Raw genomic sequence first — 15,324 nt, 5'->3', positions numbered from 1 at the left:
AGCGAGGGTGAGGGGTGGCATGGCGTTAGCGAAGATGAGCGTGGCTGAGGTCGAGCAGTTTCTCCGCGAGGAGTTTCCCCAGGCCTTCAGCGGCGACGACATCACGATCGAGAGCGCCGACGGACAGACAGCGCTGCTGCGCCAGCGCTATAGCGAAAGGATGCTGCGGCCCGGGGGAACCGTGTCGGGGCCGACGCTGATGGCGCTTGCCGATTTCGCCATGTACGTGGTGCTGCTGTCTGCGATCGGTCCGATCGGGCTCGCGGTCACCACCAATCTCAACATCAACTTCCTGCGCAAGGGCCAGCCGGGGCAGGATGTGCTGGCAGAGGCCCGGCTTTTGAAGCTCGGCAAGCGCCTCGCGGTCGGGGAGGTCAATCTGCTCTCGGGCACGTCGCCGGATCCGATTGCCCATGTCACGTCCACCTATTCCATTCCAAATGTTTGAGGTTTTTCGAGGTAATATAGCACCTTATTTTTAAGATACTGATTTTACTTACTTAATTTCTCTTGCCGGGCATTGACCGCTGCGCGCCACTTCTCTAGAAACCGCGCAGTCCGGCGCGTCGTTCGCGCCGTCATCTCCCCGTCCACGGAAATCAGATATGAAAACCTTTTCGGCAAAGCCCGCCGAGGTGACGAAGAAGTGGGTGCTGATCGACGCCAAGGGTCTGGTCGTCGGCCGCCTCGCCACCATCGTTGCCATGCGGCTGCGCGGCAAGCACCTCCCGACCTACACCCCGCACGTTGATTGCGGCGACAACGTCATCATCATCAACGCCCAGCACGCGGTGCTGACCGGTCGCAAGCGCGAGCAGAAGACCTACTACAAGCACACCGGCTATGTCGGCCATGTCAAGGAGCGCACCGCGCGCCAGATCCTCGAAGGCCGTCACCCCGAGCGCGTGCTCGAGAAGGCCGTCGAGCGCATGATCCCGCGTGGTCCGCTCGGTCGCGTCCAGATGGGCAACCTCCGCGTCTATGGCGGGGCCGATCATCCGCACGAGGCGCAGAGCCCGGAAAAGATCGACATCGCCAAGTTGAACCGCAAGAACACGAGGGCCGCATAACATGGCCGAATCCATCCAGTCGCTCGACCAGCTCTCGCAGCTCAAGACAGCCGCTCCCGAGGCGCCCAAGCACGAGAAGAAGGTCGACAAGCTCAATCGCGCCTATGCCACCGGCAAGCGCAAGGACGCTGTCGCCCGCGTGTGGATCAAGCCGGGCGCCGGCAAGGTCACGGTCAACTCGCGCGAGGTCGAGGTCTATTTCGCCCGTCCCGTGCTGCGCATGATGATCGAGCAGCCGTTCTCCGTGGCCCAGCGTTCCGGCCAGTACGACGTGATCTGCACCGTCGCCGGCGGCGGTCTCTCCGGCCAGGCCGGCGCAGTCCGCCACGGCATCTCGAAGGCGCTGACGCATTTCGAGCCGGAGCTGCGTACCGTGCTCAAGAAGGGCGGCTTCCTGACCCGCGACTCCCGTGTGGTCGAGCGCAAGAAGTACGGCAAGGCAAAGGCCCGCCGGTCCTTCCAGTTCTCCAAGCGCTAACCGCTTCGATAAAATTCGTCGCGAAAGCGGCTTCAATGAAATGCAAAAGGGCGCCGAATTCGGCGCCCTTTTGTTGTTCGTTTGTATGCAAATTGAGCCGGTGTTTTCCCGAAAAGTTGCGTCTGCATGAAAACCTGAATGGAACCCGGCAAGACCTAACGTTGCCGCTGGAAGGGCACGCGATCGGGCTGATCGCGTATTGGCTGGTTTCTAAAGGGGGCTGACATGATGTCGCTCGATAGCATCACGCTATACCTGGTTGCCACGATGGTAGCCGCACTGCTCGGCGCCATGATGGTGTTCTTCGGCAGGCAAGAGAAAAGTCCCGCGCTGAAATGGTGGGGTACTGCCTATCTCCTTGGCGCGGCTTCCGTCGCGCTTTGGACGGCCGCCGGCGACAAGCTTGGCGCGCAGCTCTATCTCGCGCTGAACGCCGTCGGCTTCGTCGCCTGCGGCATGGTCTGGAACGCCGCGCGCGTGTTCCACGGCCGCAAGCCGAACTGGCCCGGACTTCTGTTCGGTGCGCTCGGCTGGGCTGCCGCGGTGACGCTGCTCGATCCGGCTGCCGCGACGCTGCGCATGTTGATCGGCGCCGGCATCGTCTCGGTCTACGCAGCGCTGACCGCGGGCGAGCTATGGTCCGAGCGACGCAAGAGCCTGCAGCGAAGCTGGCCGGTCTTCGCCGTGCCGATCATGCACGGCTGCGTGCTGATGATGCCGATCCTGATCGGCGGCTTCCTGCGGCCGAACGATCCGCACTTCTCTACCAGCATCTGGGTCACGGTGTTCGCGGTCGAACTCATCCTCTACGCCGTCGGCACCGTGTTCGTGATCTTCATGCTAGTGTCCGAGCGCACGGTGACCGCACACAAGACCGCTGCATCGATGGACCCGCTGACCGGCATGTTCAATCGGCGCGGCTTTGCGGAAGCCTGCTCGCGCGTCATCGAGCGCGAGGCCAAGGCGGGGCGGCCGGTGACCGTCATGATCTTCGACATCGACCACTTCAAGTCGATCAACGACCGCTTCGGTCACCCCGCGGGCGACGAGATGCTCAAGCTTTTCTCGACCGTCGTGACCACCAATCTGCGTATCTCCGACCTGTCGGGCCGGATCGGCGGCGAGGAGTTCGCGGCGCTGTTGCCGTGCTCGCTGGAAGAGGGCGTGCTGGTCGCCGAGCGCGTGCGCGAGGCGTTCGAGACATCGGGCATCGTCGTCGACGAGGGCCCGGTCGACACCACCGTCAGCATCGGCGTTGCCGGTGGTCCGGCCGGCACCGAGCTCGAGGTGCTGCTGGCTGCCGCCGACACCGCGCTCTACCAGGCCAAGCGAGGCGGCCGCAATCGCGTCGAGGCCGCTGAAGAGCTGCCGCTGTCGCTGGAGAACTGGCGCCGTCAGACTGCCGCGCGGCTCCCGGTGCCACGACCGGCGACGGCCTGAGACGCGAAGGGAGCTTGCGGTAAGGCGCTGTTTACCATTCGACCGCTACCATCGTGGTCATGGAGACGATCCGTCAACAGACCTCACAAGCGGCTCTTGTGTCGCTCGAAGCGGCCGCGGCATCTGCGCGCGGCGGCTTTGGCTGCATCTTCTCGACATCGGACGAATACGAGACGGCGCTGATCACCGAGCGCCGCGCTCAGGGCCGCTACGCGCAGAATCGCGACCATCGACCGATCACACTCTTTGTCGCCTGCGCACTGACGGTGGTCGGCATAGTCCTGTTGTTCGCCTGAAGAGAGCAGTGCGGTTCGGCTGTGACCCCAAGGTGATCGGAAGGCGCCGTTTCGGCGCCTTTTTCTTTTCAGCCGCCTGCGCTAGACACGCCCTGTCAAACAAGAAGGGTGGAAACGATGATCACCGAGATCGCGCAAATCGACGTCAAGCCGGGCAGCGAGAAGGATTTCGAGGCGGCGGTGGCCAAGGCCAAGGCCGCGTTCGGCCGCTCCAAGGGCTTTCATGGCTTCGAGCTGCACAAATCGATCGAGAAACCACAGCGCTACCGGTTGATGGTGAAGTGGGAGACGCTGGAGAACCACACCGTCGACTTCCGCGGCTCGGAGAACTTTGCCGAATGGCGGGGTCTCGTCGGCCAGTACTTTGCCGCGCCGCCTGAGGTCGAGCACACCAATACGGTGGTGACGACGGCTTGAGCCGTCTCACACCGTCGCGGTCTGCGCCGGCGCCTCATAGCTCTTGAAATGATCCAGCAAAACCTTGGCGATGGCGACCAGCGGGAGCGCGAGCGCCAGGCCCCAGATGCCGAAGACGACACCGAGCAGGATCTGGAACGCGAACAGCGTGGCGGGCGGAATATCGAGCGCCTGCCGCTGCAGGATCGGCGTCAGCACGTAACTCTCCATCGCATGGACGCCGAGAAACAGGATCAGGGCAGAGAGCGCCGCGACCCAGCCTGACGCGATGCTTGCCAGCACCACGATCACGCCGGCGATGATGGCGCCGACCGTCGGGATGAACGCCAAGAGACCCGCCTGGATCCCCAGGATGAACGAGCCGGGGATGCCGATGACGGCAAGTCCGATCCAGGTCACCACGCCGACCGCGAGCATGACGATGATCTGCGCGATCAGCCAGCGCTCCAGCGTCTCGCTGATACCGTCGATGATGACGGTGGCACGCGGGCGATGCCTGGCCGGCGCGATGAACAGGAGCCCGTCGTGATAGACGCTGGGCTGCGCAGCGAAGGCAAGCCCCAGAAACAGCACGATGAAGAAGTTGCCGACGGCGCTGATCGTGCCGAGCAGCAGCCTGAGGGTCTGGCTCACGATCGCCCCGCCGCTGGAGGCCAGCGCACCGGCGCCGGGGAGTCCGGTGCGTGGGGGTGACGCGCCAGGCGCCGTTTCCGAGCCGGACGGCGTCGCGTTCGCGGAGGAGGCGTTGCCAATGTCGAAGAAGCTGGTGTCGATGCCGTGGCTCTCGAGGAAGGCTTTGACGGTAACGAGCTGCGACTTGATGGTGTTGCTGAGCGCGGAGGCCTGCTCGGCGATGGTCGCGCCGCCGAGATAGGCCACCCCCGCGAGCATCGCCGCAAGCACCATGCAGACGATTGCAAGCCGGAGCGGATGCGGCAGGCCGACATGGCGCCCGAGCGCGTTGGTCAGCGCATTGAGGCCGACGCCGAGCAGCATGCCCGTGAAGATCAACAGCAGCGTTGCGGCGAAATACCAGGTGAAGACCAGCCCTGCTGCAAACAGCACGATGCCAATGCCGCCGACCGCGATCGCCCAGGCCAGATCGTTGCGGGTCCGGGATCGTTCATCTGCGGGAATCGTCACATGGTTTCCTTTGCGCGGCCGGCGTGCACGGCACTCTTTCGCGAAATCCCGCTGCGGATCAAGCCGGGGTCGCGTGCCGGTTTGACGCGTCCGCGATCTCGGCTCGCCCGTGCGAACGGCCCCTTTGACAGCCCCTTAGATCCTGCCTCGCGGACCCGGATGGGCCGGTTTGGGCCTCAACTGCGCTTTCAGCGGAGGCATTCAGGCGAAAATAGCATTGCCGTCCCGCGATCCCTTCGGTTGAAATTGTTCCATCCGACGGGCATGTTTGGAGAATCTTCTTCGGCGGGGAGGTCGGAACGGGAGATGAAAAAGCCGGTCGTCGGCGTAATCGGGAATTCCCATCGCGTCGAAAATCGATTCCAGGTCCAGATGGTCGGCGAGCGAAACTTGCGCGCCGTGGCCGAGGTTTCCGGCGGCTTGCCGCTGATGTTTGCGGGTTCGGCAGACATCACCGATATCGGTGCGCTGCTCGATTGCGTTGATGGCATCGTGCTCACCGGCGCCCGCGCCAACGTCCATCCCACGCGCTTCAACGTCGATCCCTGCCAGAAGCACGAGCCCTACGACATCCATCGCGACGAGGTCGCGCTGACGCTCTCGGTCGCCTGCGTTGCCCGCGGCATTCCGCTGTTCGGTATCTGCCGGGGCCTCCAGGAGATGAACGTCGCCTTCGGCGGCTCGCTGCATCCCGAGATCCGCGAAATACCGGGCCGCATGAACCATCGTATGCCCAGGCTCGAGAACGGCGAGATCCATCCTGATCCCACCGTCGTGTTCGCCGATCGCCACGAGGTCGATCTCACCCCCGGTGGCGCCTTCGCCAGAATCCTCGGCTGCGAAAAGATCAAGGTCAATTCGCTGCACGGCCAGGGCATTCTGGAGCCGGGCAAGCGCGTGCTGATCGAAGGCGTCGCCGAAGACGGCACCATCGAGGCGATCCGCATCGCGGAAGCCCCGACCTTTGCGCTCGGCGTGCAATGGCACGCGGAATACGACCCGCAGCGCAATCCGATCAACCGGAAGATCTTTCAGGCGTTCGGCGAGGCGCTCGTGGCGCGGCAGCGGGCGACGGCGTAGCCGGTTAGCGCGCGGCGAGGGGCCCTTCTGCCATCGGGGAGCCGTGAATGGCCTCGCATGATCACTACTTCATCAAGGGGGCCGGGGTCTACGACACCCCGCTGCTGTTGCTTCATGGCTCTGGTCGGACCGAGCAGGACATGGTGCCACTTGCCGGCCAGCTTGCGCCGGCCTCGACGGCGGTTGCGGTTCGTGGAGCCCTTCCTTGGGAAGGTGGCTTTGCGTTCTTTCGCCGGTTCGAGGATCGCTCGATCGATGAACGCGATCTCATTGCCCGAGCGGATCGGCTTGCGGACGAAGTGAACCAATTCGGCATGGATTATCGGTTTCCAAAGCCGCCGATTGCCGTCGGTTTTTCGAACGGCGCAATCATGGCGGCTGCTCTAGTCATGCTTCATCCCCGCTCTCTCTCCGGTGCTGTTCTTCTCAGACCGCTGTCTCCGTTCGCTGTTGATCCAGCTACACGCGTTCCTGGTACGCCGGCTCTCATCATCGACGGCCACTACGACGAACGCCGCTCGCCCGGAGATGGCGCCCGCCTGGCAAGGCGTCTGGCGCGCATGGGCGCCGAGGTGACACACCACTCGCTACCAACCGGCCATTCGATCATCGAGGATGACATTCGGATGGCGCGCGAATGGCTGAGGCCATTTCTTCGCGCTGAGTGAGCACGCAGGTGGAGCTTTGGCTCTGCCCATTCTGCCGACTATGCGAACAAAAAAGGCGCCCCTTTCGGAGCGCCTTTCGCTTCTCATGGTCGGGACGGATCAGCCCGAATAGTACATCTCGAACTCAACCGGGTGCGGGGTCATCTCGAAGCGCTCGACCTCGGTCATCTTCAGCTCGATGTAGCTGTCGATGAAGTCGTCGTCGAACACGCCGCCGGCCTTCAGGAAGGCGCGGTCCTTGTCGAGGATGTGTATAAGAGACAGAGATAGGGGTTGGCGAGCGGATCGGGGAAGCGCACCTCGACGCGCTTGGCTTTGGGCGAAGCGGTGTAGGGGATGCGGCACGAGGCCGAGCGGTTGCGCGCGGAGTAGGCGAGCAGCACCGGCGCTTCATAGCCCGGGACCAGACGCTTGTAGGAGTTGGTGGTCGGGTTGGTGAAGGCATTGATGGCCTTGGCGTGCTTGATGATGCCGGCGATGTAGGACAGGCAGGTCTCCGACAGGTCGGAGTACTTGTTGCCCGCGAACACCGGCTTGCCGTCCTTCCAGATCGACTGGTGCACGTGCATGCCCGAGCCGTTGTCGCCGTAGACCGGCTTCGGCATGAAAGTGGCAGTCTTGCCGTAGATGTGCGCGACCTGGTGGATGCAGTATTTGTAGATCTGCAGGTGATCGGCCATCAGCGTGAGCGTATCGAACTTCATGCCGAGTTCGTGCTGGGCGGAAGCGACCTCGTGGTGATGCTTTTCGACCTTCACGCCCATCTTGGCCATGGCGCCAAGCATCTCCGAGCGCATGTCCTGCACGGAGTCCTGTGGCGGCACCGGGAAGTAGCCGGCCTTGGTGCGGATGCGGTGGCCGAGATTGCCGCCTTCATATTCGGTGTCGGAGTTGGTGGGGAACTCCGCGGAGTCGAGCCGGAAGCCGGTGTTGTAGGGCTGCGCGGAATAGCGCACGTCATCGAACACGAAGAACTCGGCCTCGGGGCCGACGTAAACGGCATCGCCGACGCCCATCGACTTGACCATCGCCTCGGCCTTCTTGGCGATGCCGCGCGGATCGCGGTTGTAGGGCTCGCCGGTGGTCGGCTCGAGCACGTCACAGACGATGACCATGGTGGTCTCCGCGAAGAACGGATCGATCGTCGCGGTGACCGGGTCGGGCATCAGGCACATGTCGGACTCGTTGATCGCCTTCCAGCCGGCGATCGAGGAGCCGTCGAACATCTGGCCTTCGGCGAAGGTGTCCTCCTCGATCATGCTGACGTCGAAGGTCACGTGCTGCCACTTGCCGCGCGGATCGGTGAAACGGAGGTCGACGTATTTGACGTCGTTATCCTTGATCGCTTTCAGGACGTCTTTGGCGGTCTTCATGCATACCCCTTTTGGCTCTGCGGGTCGGTTTCCGGACTACGAGCGACGTTGTTCTCGCTTGTTGAGGCGCGCGAGTGCACAAACAACGTCAGGCCGCCAAGGCAGCCTTTTTTCTTAGGTAGAGTGTCGCAAAATTCGGGATAGCACCCGGCTCAGATAGCGTCCAGCCCGGATTCGCCGGTTCGGATGCGGATCGCTTCTTCGATGTTGGAGACGAAGATCTTGCCGTCGCCGATGCGCCCGGTCTGCGCCGCACGGCGGATCGCGTCGATCGCGCGCTCGACCAGGTCGTCGCCGATCACGATTTCGATTTTGACCTTGGGCAGGAAGTCCACGATGTATTCTGCGCCGCGGTAAAGTTCTGCGTGGCCCTTCTGGCGGCCAAAACCCTTGGCCTCGGTGACCGTAATGCCTTGGAGGCCTACTTCCTGAAGCGCCTCTTTCACCTCGTCGAGCTTGAATGGCTTGATGATGGCTTCGATTTTCTTCACTGCGCGCCTCCCGGCCTTTCGATCAAATAGCAACGTCTTCGTCAGGATGCGCTCTGTCATCGCGCGGAGTTGTCTTCTGTCCCAAGCTGCCTGACCAGCCCGGGCGGTGGCCGGCCACACCCTGATGAATGCCAGTGAGCACGACGAACCGATGCGGCTTCCTCAAAAGCAGGGTCTATGCCAAGTTGCAAATGCCCTGATTTTTGGAGCTTTATCAGCCTTTTAACGAGCATCTCGGATAGGTGGGCCAACTAGTCCAAAATAGCGAAGACTACGAAATAGGCAAACAGTTCAATCTGTGTGCAGATTGCGGACTTCAGCCCGAGATCGGCACGGAAACTGCCTGTTGAAAAGGCGTTTGTACCAGGGAAATGGCATGGAAGTACTGACCAACGCTGAAATGCAGCGGGCCGACCAGCTCACCATCGCGGCCGGCACGCCAGGTTTCAAGCTGATGCTGAGTGCCGGCCAAGCGGTCGCCGAAGCCGCGAGCGCGCTGGCGGAGGAGGGGCCGATCCTGGTGGTGGCCGGCCCCGGCAACAATGGCGGCGACGGCTTTGTCGCCGCAGCCGAGCTGGCAGCCCAAGGGCGCGAGGTCTCCGTCATCCTGATGTGCGAGCGCGACCAGCTCCAGGGCGATGCGGCCTCCGCCGCGCGCGGCTGGAAGCATCCGCTCTTGCCGTTCAATCCGCAGGCGATCGGCAGGCCCGCGCTGATCATCGATGCGTTGTTCGGCGCCGGTCTCAGTCGCCCGCTCGAAGGCGAGGCGCGTGAGATGATCGCGGCGATCAACGCCAATGGCGCGCCGGTGCTGGCCGTCGATCTGCCGAGTGGCATCAACGGCACCAGTGCAAGCGTGATGGGCGTTGCGGTGAACGCCACCGAGACCGTCACCTTCTTCCGCAAGAAGCCCGCGCATCTTCTGTTGCCCGGCCGGATCCATTGCGGCCGCGTACGTGTCGCCGACATCGGCATCGACGATCAGGTGCTTCACGAGATCAAGCCGCAGCTGTTCGAGAACGAGCCGGACTTTTGGGGGGCGACATTTCCTGTGCCGCGGATCGACGGCCACAAATACGCGCGCGGCCACGTGCTCGCGGTATCCGGTGATGCGGCGGCAACCGGCGCTGCACGTCTCGCCGCGCGCGGCGCGCTGCGTGCCGGCGCTGGGCTCGTAACCTTGGCCAGCCCGCGCGATGCGCTCGCGATCAATGCCGGCGCGTTGACGGCGGTGATGGTCCGACCGGTCGACACTGCGATCGAGTTCGGCGAGCTCCTCTCCGACAAGCGCTACAATACCTGCATCATCGGTCCGGGCACCGGCACGGGGACGCGCACCTGCGACTTCGTCCACACCGCGCTCTCGTCGCAACGACACTTGGTGCTCGATGCGGATGCGCTGACGAGCTTTGCCGCCAACCCCGAGCGGCTGTTTGAATCGATCAAGTCGTCGCGCGATAGCGATGTCGTGCTGACGCCGCATGAGGGCGAGTTTCCGCGCCTGTTCTCCGACCTCAGCAACAAGCATCCCGGCCGCTCAAAGCTCGAGCGCGTCCGTGCCGCCGCTGAGCGCTGCGGCGCGGTCGTGCTTTTGAAGGGACCGGACACCACCATCGCCGCGCCCGATGGTCGTGCGACGATCGCAGCCAACGCGCCGCCCTGGCTCGCGACGGCCGGTGCCGGCGACGTGCTCTCAGGCATCATCGCGGGACTCCTGGCGCAGGGCGTGCCGGCCTTCGAGGCCGCGAGCATTGGCGTGTGGATGCATGGTGAGGCGGCGGGTGAGGCCGGCCCCGGCCTGATTGCGGAGGACCTGACCGAGACGCTGCCGGCGGTGCACCGGCGGATTTATGATGCGCTGGGGGTGAAGTACTAGTGCTCAGACAGCTCGCGCTGGTCGATATGGATGCGGCCGCACGGGTCCATCGCATCGCCTTCGACGATGCGATGCCGTGGCTGGTCGGGCTGCACACGCCCAATGAGGACCGCTGGTTCTATCGCGAGCGAGTCTTCGCTGCGTGCCGTCTGTGGGGATGCTTTGCCGGGGACGCGTTAGTTGGAATCGTGGCTTTCCGCGACGACTGGATCGAACAACTCTACGTGCTGCCCGACGCGCAAGGGCGAGGCGTCGGCACCGCGCTGCTCGACGTCGCCAAGAGCGCCTTCGAACACCTGCAGCTCTGGACCTTCCAACGCAACGTTCGAGCTCGACGCTTCTACGAGGCCCGTGGGTTCGAGCTGGTCGAGGAGAGCGACGGGACGAGGAATGAGGAGAAAGAACCGGACGCTCGCTACGTCTGGAGCCGCCCGTAGGGCTTGCTCACTCCACCGTGTACCAGCGGATGAGCCGCGGTGCGGCCCAGTCGGTCGCGACGGACTCGATCAACCAACGTCCAGGGTATGTCGCCGCGAACGCGACGCGCTGGGTTTGGCCCGGCTCAATCGCGAGCGTGTCGAGCCAGTATGGCTTCCAGCCGTCGTCGAGCCTGTCGAGCAGGCGGAAATGATGGCCATGCAGGTGAAAGGCGGTGGTGACTGGCCCAGGGTTCTTCAAGGCCAACACGACAGTACGACCGGCCTTGGCCCGAAAGGCTGGGGCGGATGAGGCGAAGGAGCTTGCTGCGTGGGTCCAACCGGCATCAGGGGCGCCGAGCGCGACATCGAACCGCAGGGCGTTTTTCAGATCGAGCTGGATGGGAAGGTCATTCGAGGGGAGCGGCGGTGGCGGCAGCAGCGGCGCGCGTCGCTCGAACCAGCCGGTGATCGCGAGGGTCCCGATCTGGCGCGCCTCCTTGCCGTCATGCAGCAGGAATGAGGCCGATGCGGCCGTATCCACAAATGCGTCCGCGCGCGCACCTGGGGCGAGCACCAGGGCCCCGTTGCGAGCCGGGAAGGGCTCGGCAGGCTGTCCGTCCAGGGCCATCACGCGGACCTCGTAATTTTCCAATTTGATTGCCAGAACAGTACGTTGGGAGCCGTTGATAAAGCGCAGCCGCAGTCGCTGATTGCCGGATGCTGAGAGCTCGAATGAAGTCCGTCCGTTGAGGGTGTAGAGTGGTGTCGTCTCTCTGGGATCGGTGCCCGGGGCGATTGCGATCCCATCCGGCCGCAGGCGCCATTCCTCGATCAGCAGCACCTCATCACGATCCACGAGGACGCGGTCGGCCTCGTCGACGATGATCGGGAGCGGCCGTGTAGGCTGCTTCAGGCCCTCCTCGAGCAGGCTGAGGTCGGCCAGCAGCGTCCCGGCGTGAGGCATTGAAATCATTGATGTTGCTGTCGTTCCCGGCGCAACAGCAGCGCCGCCCAGCAGCGGCTCGGCAGCCGCCGCGCCATCGAGGCCGTACCAGACTGGTGCGACTGGCACAGGCAAATCGTTGCGGAAGGTCACCTCGCAGCGGTCACCGCGCCTGAGATGGACGGCACCAGGTGGATTTAGCGCTGCGAGATCCCAGATTGGTGTAGCTGCCTGCCTCGGCCTCAGAGCCAGCGTCGCAGGTCGTGCCTGGAGGGTGAGCCGCACAGCTGCCGGTGGCGTTGCTCCGCCCTCGGCCAGACCCGCCGCCGAGGCCGCCAGGCCGGCCAAAACCTCACGTCGGGTCGGGGCAAAAAATTGCTTCGTCATGAGGGTGATGCGGACCACGCCGCGCTGGATAAGTCCAGCCGTCGCGCCTATCTGAAGGGGGCATCCACACGGCCATTTTTTTGCTGCGAACAGGCGGGCACATGCTATAAGCCCGGCCGCCCGCGGGCATCGCGGCCGGTCTTGATGCAAATTCACGCGGGCGTGGCGGAACTGGTAGACGCGCTGGATTTAGGTTCCAGTGACGAAAGTTGTGGGGGTTCGAGTCCCTCCGCCCGCACCAAGCGCTTTCAGCGTTTGCACGGATTACTGAAGGGCCTCGTTCCTCATGGACGTTTTGTCCCGTGGAGGTAGGTCCGATGAACCACCGGCGCAGAGGCGTTTTGCCCGCGCGCCGGATCGATTGATGACAAATGTCGCGGCGGCAAGCGCCGTGACGAAGCGAGAAGAAGATTGGACGCCATGCAGGTCACAGAGACCCTCTCGGAAGGATTGAAGCACGAGTTCAAGATCAGCGTTGCCGCGTCTGATCTCGATGCCAAGGCCGACGCCAAGCTCGTCGACCTCAAGGACAAGGTGCGCCTCAACGGCTTCCGTCCCGGCAAGGTGCCGGTTGCTCACCTGAAGAAGGTCTACGGCCGTTCGGTGATGGCCGAGACCATCGACCAGACCATTCGCGACACCAACACGCAGATCTTCCAGGAGCGCGGCTTCCGCCTTGCGACCGAGCCGAAGATTACCATGCCGACCGAGCAGAAAGAGGTCGAGGAATTGCTCTCGGGCAAGTCCGACCTGACCTACACAGTCGCGATCGAGGTGGTGCCGCCGATCCAGCTCGCCGACTTCAAGAGCTTCCAGGTCGAGAAACCGGTCGCCGACGTGACCGATGTCGAGGTCGACGAGGCCATCAAGCGCATCGCCGACAACAACCGCAGCTACGCCGACAAGGGTGAGGGCGCCAAGGCGGCCTCCGGCGATCGCGTCACCGTCAACTTCAAGGGTACCATCAACGGCGAAGCGTTCGAGGGCGGCACCGGCGAGGGCATCCAGGTCCAGATCGGCTCCAACACCTTCATCCCCGGTTTCGAGGATCAGCTCATCGGCATCGGCGTGGGCGAGACCCGCACTGTGAAGGCGTCGTTCCCGAAGAACTACATGAGCGACAAGCTCGCCGGGAAAGACGCCGAGTTCGAGACCACCGCGACGCTGATCGAGGCGCCGCAGGACACCAAGATCGACGACGAGTTTGCCAAGTCGCTCGGCCTTGAATCGCTGGACAAGCTGAAGGAAGCCGCGCGCGAGCGGCTGGTGGCCGAGTTCGCCACCGCGACGCGTCAGCGCGTCAAGCGCGCGCTGCTCGATCGTCTCGACGAGGCCCATCGCTTCGATGCGCCGCCCTCGCTGATCGACGAGGAGTTCAATCTGATGTGGAACTCGGTCAAGGCCGAGATGGACTCCGCCGGCAAGACTTTTGCCGACGAGGACACCACCGAGGAGAAGGCGAGGGACGAGTATCGCAAGATCGCCGACCGCCGCGTGCGGCTCGGTCTCGTGTTGTCGGAGATCGGCGAGAAGAACAAGATCACCGTGACCGACGACGAGGTCGGTCGCGCGGTGATCGAGCGTGCGCGCCAGGTGCCCGGCCGCGAGAAGGAAGTGTGGGACTATTACCGCAACAATGCCAACGCGCTGGCCCAGCTTCGTGCGCCGATCTATGAGGACAAGGTGGTCGACTTCATCCTCGAGCTCGCCAACGTGACCGAGAAGAAGGTCTCGCGCGAGGAGCTCTACAAGGACGACGAGGCGGACAAGACCGCTGCGTAAGGCTTAGCAAGAAAGCCTTCCGTTAAGGATGATCAGCGGAAGCGGGCGCGCTAGCCAGGTGGCCGGCTGGGCCTGTTTCCGCGAATCAGCTTCAACGGGTCTTGTCGGATTAAGCCTTAATTTGCGCTGGCCTTGTCAGGAGCGAATTGGGCTATATCTGTGGCTACCTACTCAAGTCCTGCATCACGGGACGTCCATCCGCGCTAGGCAATTCCAGCCAAGACTGTCTTGCCGCGAGGATGTCCGCCTCTAAAAACCTAGGTGACTCATGCGCGATCCGGTTGAAACCTACATGAACCTCGTGCCCATGGTGGTCGAGCAGACCAACCGTGGCGAGCGCGCCTACGACATCTTCTCGCGCCTGTTGAAGGAGCGCATCATCTTCGTAACCGGACCGGTCGAGGACGGCATGTCGACGCTGATCGTCGCGCAGCTTCTGTTCCTCGAAGCCGAGAATCCGAAAAAGGAAATCTCGATGTACATCAACTCGCCGGGCGGCGTGGTGACGTCGGGCCTTGCGATCTACGACACCATGCAGTTCATCCGCCCGCCGGTCTCCACGCTCTGCACGGGACAGGCGGCCTCGATGGGCTCGCTGTTGCTCGCCGCCGGCGAGAAGGACATGCGCTTCTCGTTGCCGAACGCGCGCATCATGGTGCACCAGCCTTCCGGTGGCTTCCAGGGGCAGGCCACCGACATCATGCTGCACGCGCAGGAAATCCTGAACCTGAAGAAGCGGCTCAACGAGATCTACGTCAAGCACACCGGGCAGACCTACAAGTCGATCGAGGATGCGCTGGAACGCGACAAGTTCCTCACGGCAAACGACGCCAAGGAATTCGGACTCGTCGACAAGGTGATCGACAAGCGGGCCGAGGATCCGGCGCCGCCGAAAGGCCCGTAGCACTACCGATATGGTAACGGCGATCCCCGGAATTACCTGGGATCGTCAGGGCGGCCTTCACGTTAATGGCGCGTCGTGCGGCGCAAAAAAGCAGTTTTGCGCCTCGCGGCAGGCGGAAAGTTCCGCTTTCGTGCTGGTTCTTTCGTGGTAATCCAGCAACGCCCGGGTGATTTCGATCACTTCCCCCGTGCCAAGACGTGAAATCACGGTATTGTCACGGGTAGCCGGCGACCCCCGATTAGCGAATTCTTGATAGTCGGGTGACAGCATGGTTGGCTACGACTGATGGGCTAAGATCGCGGGAGAATCGAGTGACCGTGATTCGCACGGGATGTAACGCGTAGGGTCTTTTTTGGTACGGAATTTGCTCTATTTGAACTATACCGGCTGTCGTGCCGGAATGGAGCGATCGAGCGGACGGGATCGAACCGCGGACGGAGACATGAATGAGTAAGGTCGGCACGAGCGACTCCAAGAACACGCTGTATTGCTCGTTCTGCGGCAAGAGCCAGCACGAAGTCCGCAAACTGATCGCGGGTCCCACGGTCTTCATTTGC

17 protein-coding genes, 1 tRNA gene and 1 pseudogene are annotated in these 15,324 nt (G+C 63.2%); 14 read left to right on the top strand and 5 right to left on the bottom strand.

Annotation, left to right across the window (positions count from 1 at the left end):
* Nucleotides 1-19: 19 nt before the first annotated feature.
* The 6 genes from SO140_RS08745 (at nt 20) to SO140_RS08720 (ending at nt 3,701) form a co-directional block, all read left to right on the top strand.
* Nucleotides 20-448: a PaaI family thioesterase gene (locus SO140_RS08745; RefSeq protein WP_449384595.1), complete on the top strand. Its 429-nt coding sequence runs from the start codon at nt 20-22 to the stop codon at nt 446-448.
* 157 nt (nt 449-605) lie between these two features.
* Nucleotides 606-1,070, top strand: a complete 465-nt coding sequence (gene rplM, locus SO140_RS08740; RefSeq protein WP_027522853.1) for a 50S ribosomal protein L13 — start codon at nt 606-608, stop codon at nt 1,068-1,070.
* Between the two features lies 1 nt (nt 1,071).
* On the top strand, nt 1,072-1,548 hold the full coding sequence (gene rpsI / locus SO140_RS08735; RefSeq protein ID WP_449384596.1) for a 30S ribosomal protein S9: 477 nt from the start codon (nt 1,072-1,074) through the stop codon (nt 1,546-1,548).
* Nucleotides 1,549-1,773: 225 nt separating this feature from the next.
* On the top strand, nt 1,774-2,988 hold the full coding sequence (locus tag SO140_RS08730; RefSeq protein ID WP_449384597.1) for a GGDEF domain-containing protein: 1,215 nt from the start codon (nt 1,774-1,776) through the stop codon (nt 2,986-2,988).
* Between the two features lie 59 nt (nt 2,989-3,047).
* Nucleotides 3,048-3,284 (top strand): hypothetical protein, encoded by a 237-nt coding sequence (locus SO140_RS08725; RefSeq protein ID WP_449384598.1) that lies wholly within the window; start codon nt 3,048-3,050, stop codon nt 3,282-3,284.
* 117 nt (nt 3,285-3,401) lie between these two features.
* A complete protein-coding gene (locus SO140_RS08720; RefSeq protein WP_449384599.1) occupies nt 3,402-3,701 on the top strand; it encodes an antibiotic biosynthesis monooxygenase family protein in 300 nt (99 codons plus the stop codon).
* 6 nt (nt 3,702-3,707) lie between these two features.
* On the opposite strand, the gene SO140_RS08715 is transcribed toward SO140_RS08720, so the two are convergent.
* Nucleotides 3,708-4,844 (bottom strand): AI-2E family transporter, encoded by a 1,137-nt coding sequence (locus tag SO140_RS08715; RefSeq protein WP_498542418.1) that lies wholly within the window; start codon nt 4,842-4,844, stop codon nt 3,708-3,710.
* A 306-nt stretch (nt 4,845-5,150) separates the two neighbouring features.
* Here SO140_RS08715 and SO140_RS08710 point away from each other — a divergent pair, with 306 nt between their 5' ends.
* Both SO140_RS08710 and SO140_RS08705 read left to right on the top strand, forming a co-directional pair.
* On the top strand, nt 5,151-5,924 hold the full coding sequence (locus SO140_RS08710; RefSeq protein ID WP_449384601.1) for a gamma-glutamyl-gamma-aminobutyrate hydrolase family protein: 774 nt from the start codon (nt 5,151-5,153) through the stop codon (nt 5,922-5,924).
* A gap of 47 nt (nt 5,925-5,971) precedes the next feature.
* Nucleotides 5,972-6,592: an alpha/beta hydrolase gene (locus SO140_RS08705; RefSeq protein ID WP_498541868.1), complete on the top strand. Its 621-nt coding sequence runs from the start codon at nt 5,972-5,974 to the stop codon at nt 6,590-6,592.
* A gap of 99 nt (nt 6,593-6,691) precedes the next feature.
* Here the strand turns inward: SO140_RS08705 and glnA are convergent.
* Both glnA and SO140_RS08695 read right to left on the bottom strand, forming a co-directional pair.
* Nucleotides 6,692-7,965: pseudogene (gene glnA, locus SO140_RS08700) on the bottom strand (type I glutamate--ammonia ligase).
* Between the two features lie 152 nt (nt 7,966-8,117).
* Nucleotides 8,118-8,456 carry a P-II family nitrogen regulator gene (locus tag SO140_RS08695; RefSeq protein ID WP_007603495.1) on the bottom strand — a complete coding sequence of 113 codons (339 nt, stop codon included), beginning with the start codon at nt 8,454-8,456 and terminating at the stop codon, nt 8,118-8,120.
* Nucleotides 8,457-8,832: 376 nt separating this feature from the next.
* Here SO140_RS08695 and SO140_RS08690 point away from each other — a divergent pair, with 376 nt between their 5' ends.
* Together SO140_RS08690 and SO140_RS08685 are read left to right on the top strand one after the other, a co-directional pair.
* Nucleotides 8,833-10,332 (top strand): NAD(P)H-hydrate dehydratase, encoded by a 1,500-nt coding sequence (locus SO140_RS08690; RefSeq protein WP_449384330.1) that lies wholly within the window; start codon nt 8,833-8,835, stop codon nt 10,330-10,332.
* A complete protein-coding gene (locus tag SO140_RS08685; RefSeq protein ID WP_449384331.1) occupies nt 10,332-10,769 on the top strand; it encodes a GNAT family N-acetyltransferase in 438 nt (145 codons plus the stop codon). Before SO140_RS08690 ends, SO140_RS08685 begins: the two co-directional genes overlap by 1 nt.
* 7 nt (nt 10,770-10,776) lie before the next feature.
* On the opposite strand, the gene SO140_RS08680 is transcribed toward SO140_RS08685, so the two are convergent.
* Entirely contained in the window at nt 10,777-12,081 is a 1,305-nt protein-coding gene (locus tag SO140_RS08680) for a multicopper oxidase family protein (protein WP_498542536.1), read from the bottom strand.
* 156 nt (nt 12,082-12,237) lie between these two features.
* Between SO140_RS08680 and SO140_RS08675 the strand changes: the two genes are divergently transcribed.
* The 3 genes from SO140_RS08675 to SO140_RS08665 all read left to right on the top strand — a co-directional run bounded on the left by SO140_RS08675 (nt 12,238) and on the right by SO140_RS08665 (nt 14,767).
* Nucleotides 12,238-12,322: transfer RNA gene (locus tag SO140_RS08675), tRNA-Leu, on the top strand.
* A gap of 179 nt (nt 12,323-12,501) precedes the next feature.
* A complete protein-coding gene (tig, locus tag SO140_RS08670; protein WP_449384332.1) occupies nt 12,502-13,863 on the top strand; it encodes a trigger factor in 1,362 nt (453 codons plus the stop codon).
* A gap of 268 nt (nt 13,864-14,131) precedes the next feature.
* The gene (locus SO140_RS08665; RefSeq protein ID WP_449384333.1) at nt 14,132-14,767 is read left to right on the top strand and encodes an ATP-dependent Clp protease proteolytic subunit; all 636 of its coding nucleotides are present in this window, start codon (nt 14,132-14,134) and stop codon (nt 14,765-14,767) included.
* 57 nt (nt 14,768-14,824) lie between these two features.
* Here SO140_RS08665 and SO140_RS08660 read toward each other — a convergent pair whose 3' ends face one another.
* The gene (locus SO140_RS08660) at nt 14,825-15,037 is read right to left on the bottom strand and encodes a hypothetical protein (protein WP_449384334.1); all 213 of its coding nucleotides are present in this window, start codon (nt 15,035-15,037) and stop codon (nt 14,825-14,827) included.
* Nucleotides 15,038-15,213: 176 nt separating this feature from the next.
* Here SO140_RS08660 and SO140_RS08655 point away from each other — a divergent pair.
* A partial coding sequence (locus tag SO140_RS08655) for a ClpX C4-type zinc finger protein (RefSeq protein ID WP_498542535.1) occupies nt 15,214-15,324 on the top strand: 111 nt, incomplete at its 3' end.

The sequence above is a fragment of the Bradyrhizobium sp. UFLA05-108 genome (genome assembly GCF_059803455.1).
The sequence above is the reverse complement of the archived record's forward strand: the minus strand, read 5'-3'. Positions and strand labels throughout refer to the sequence as shown.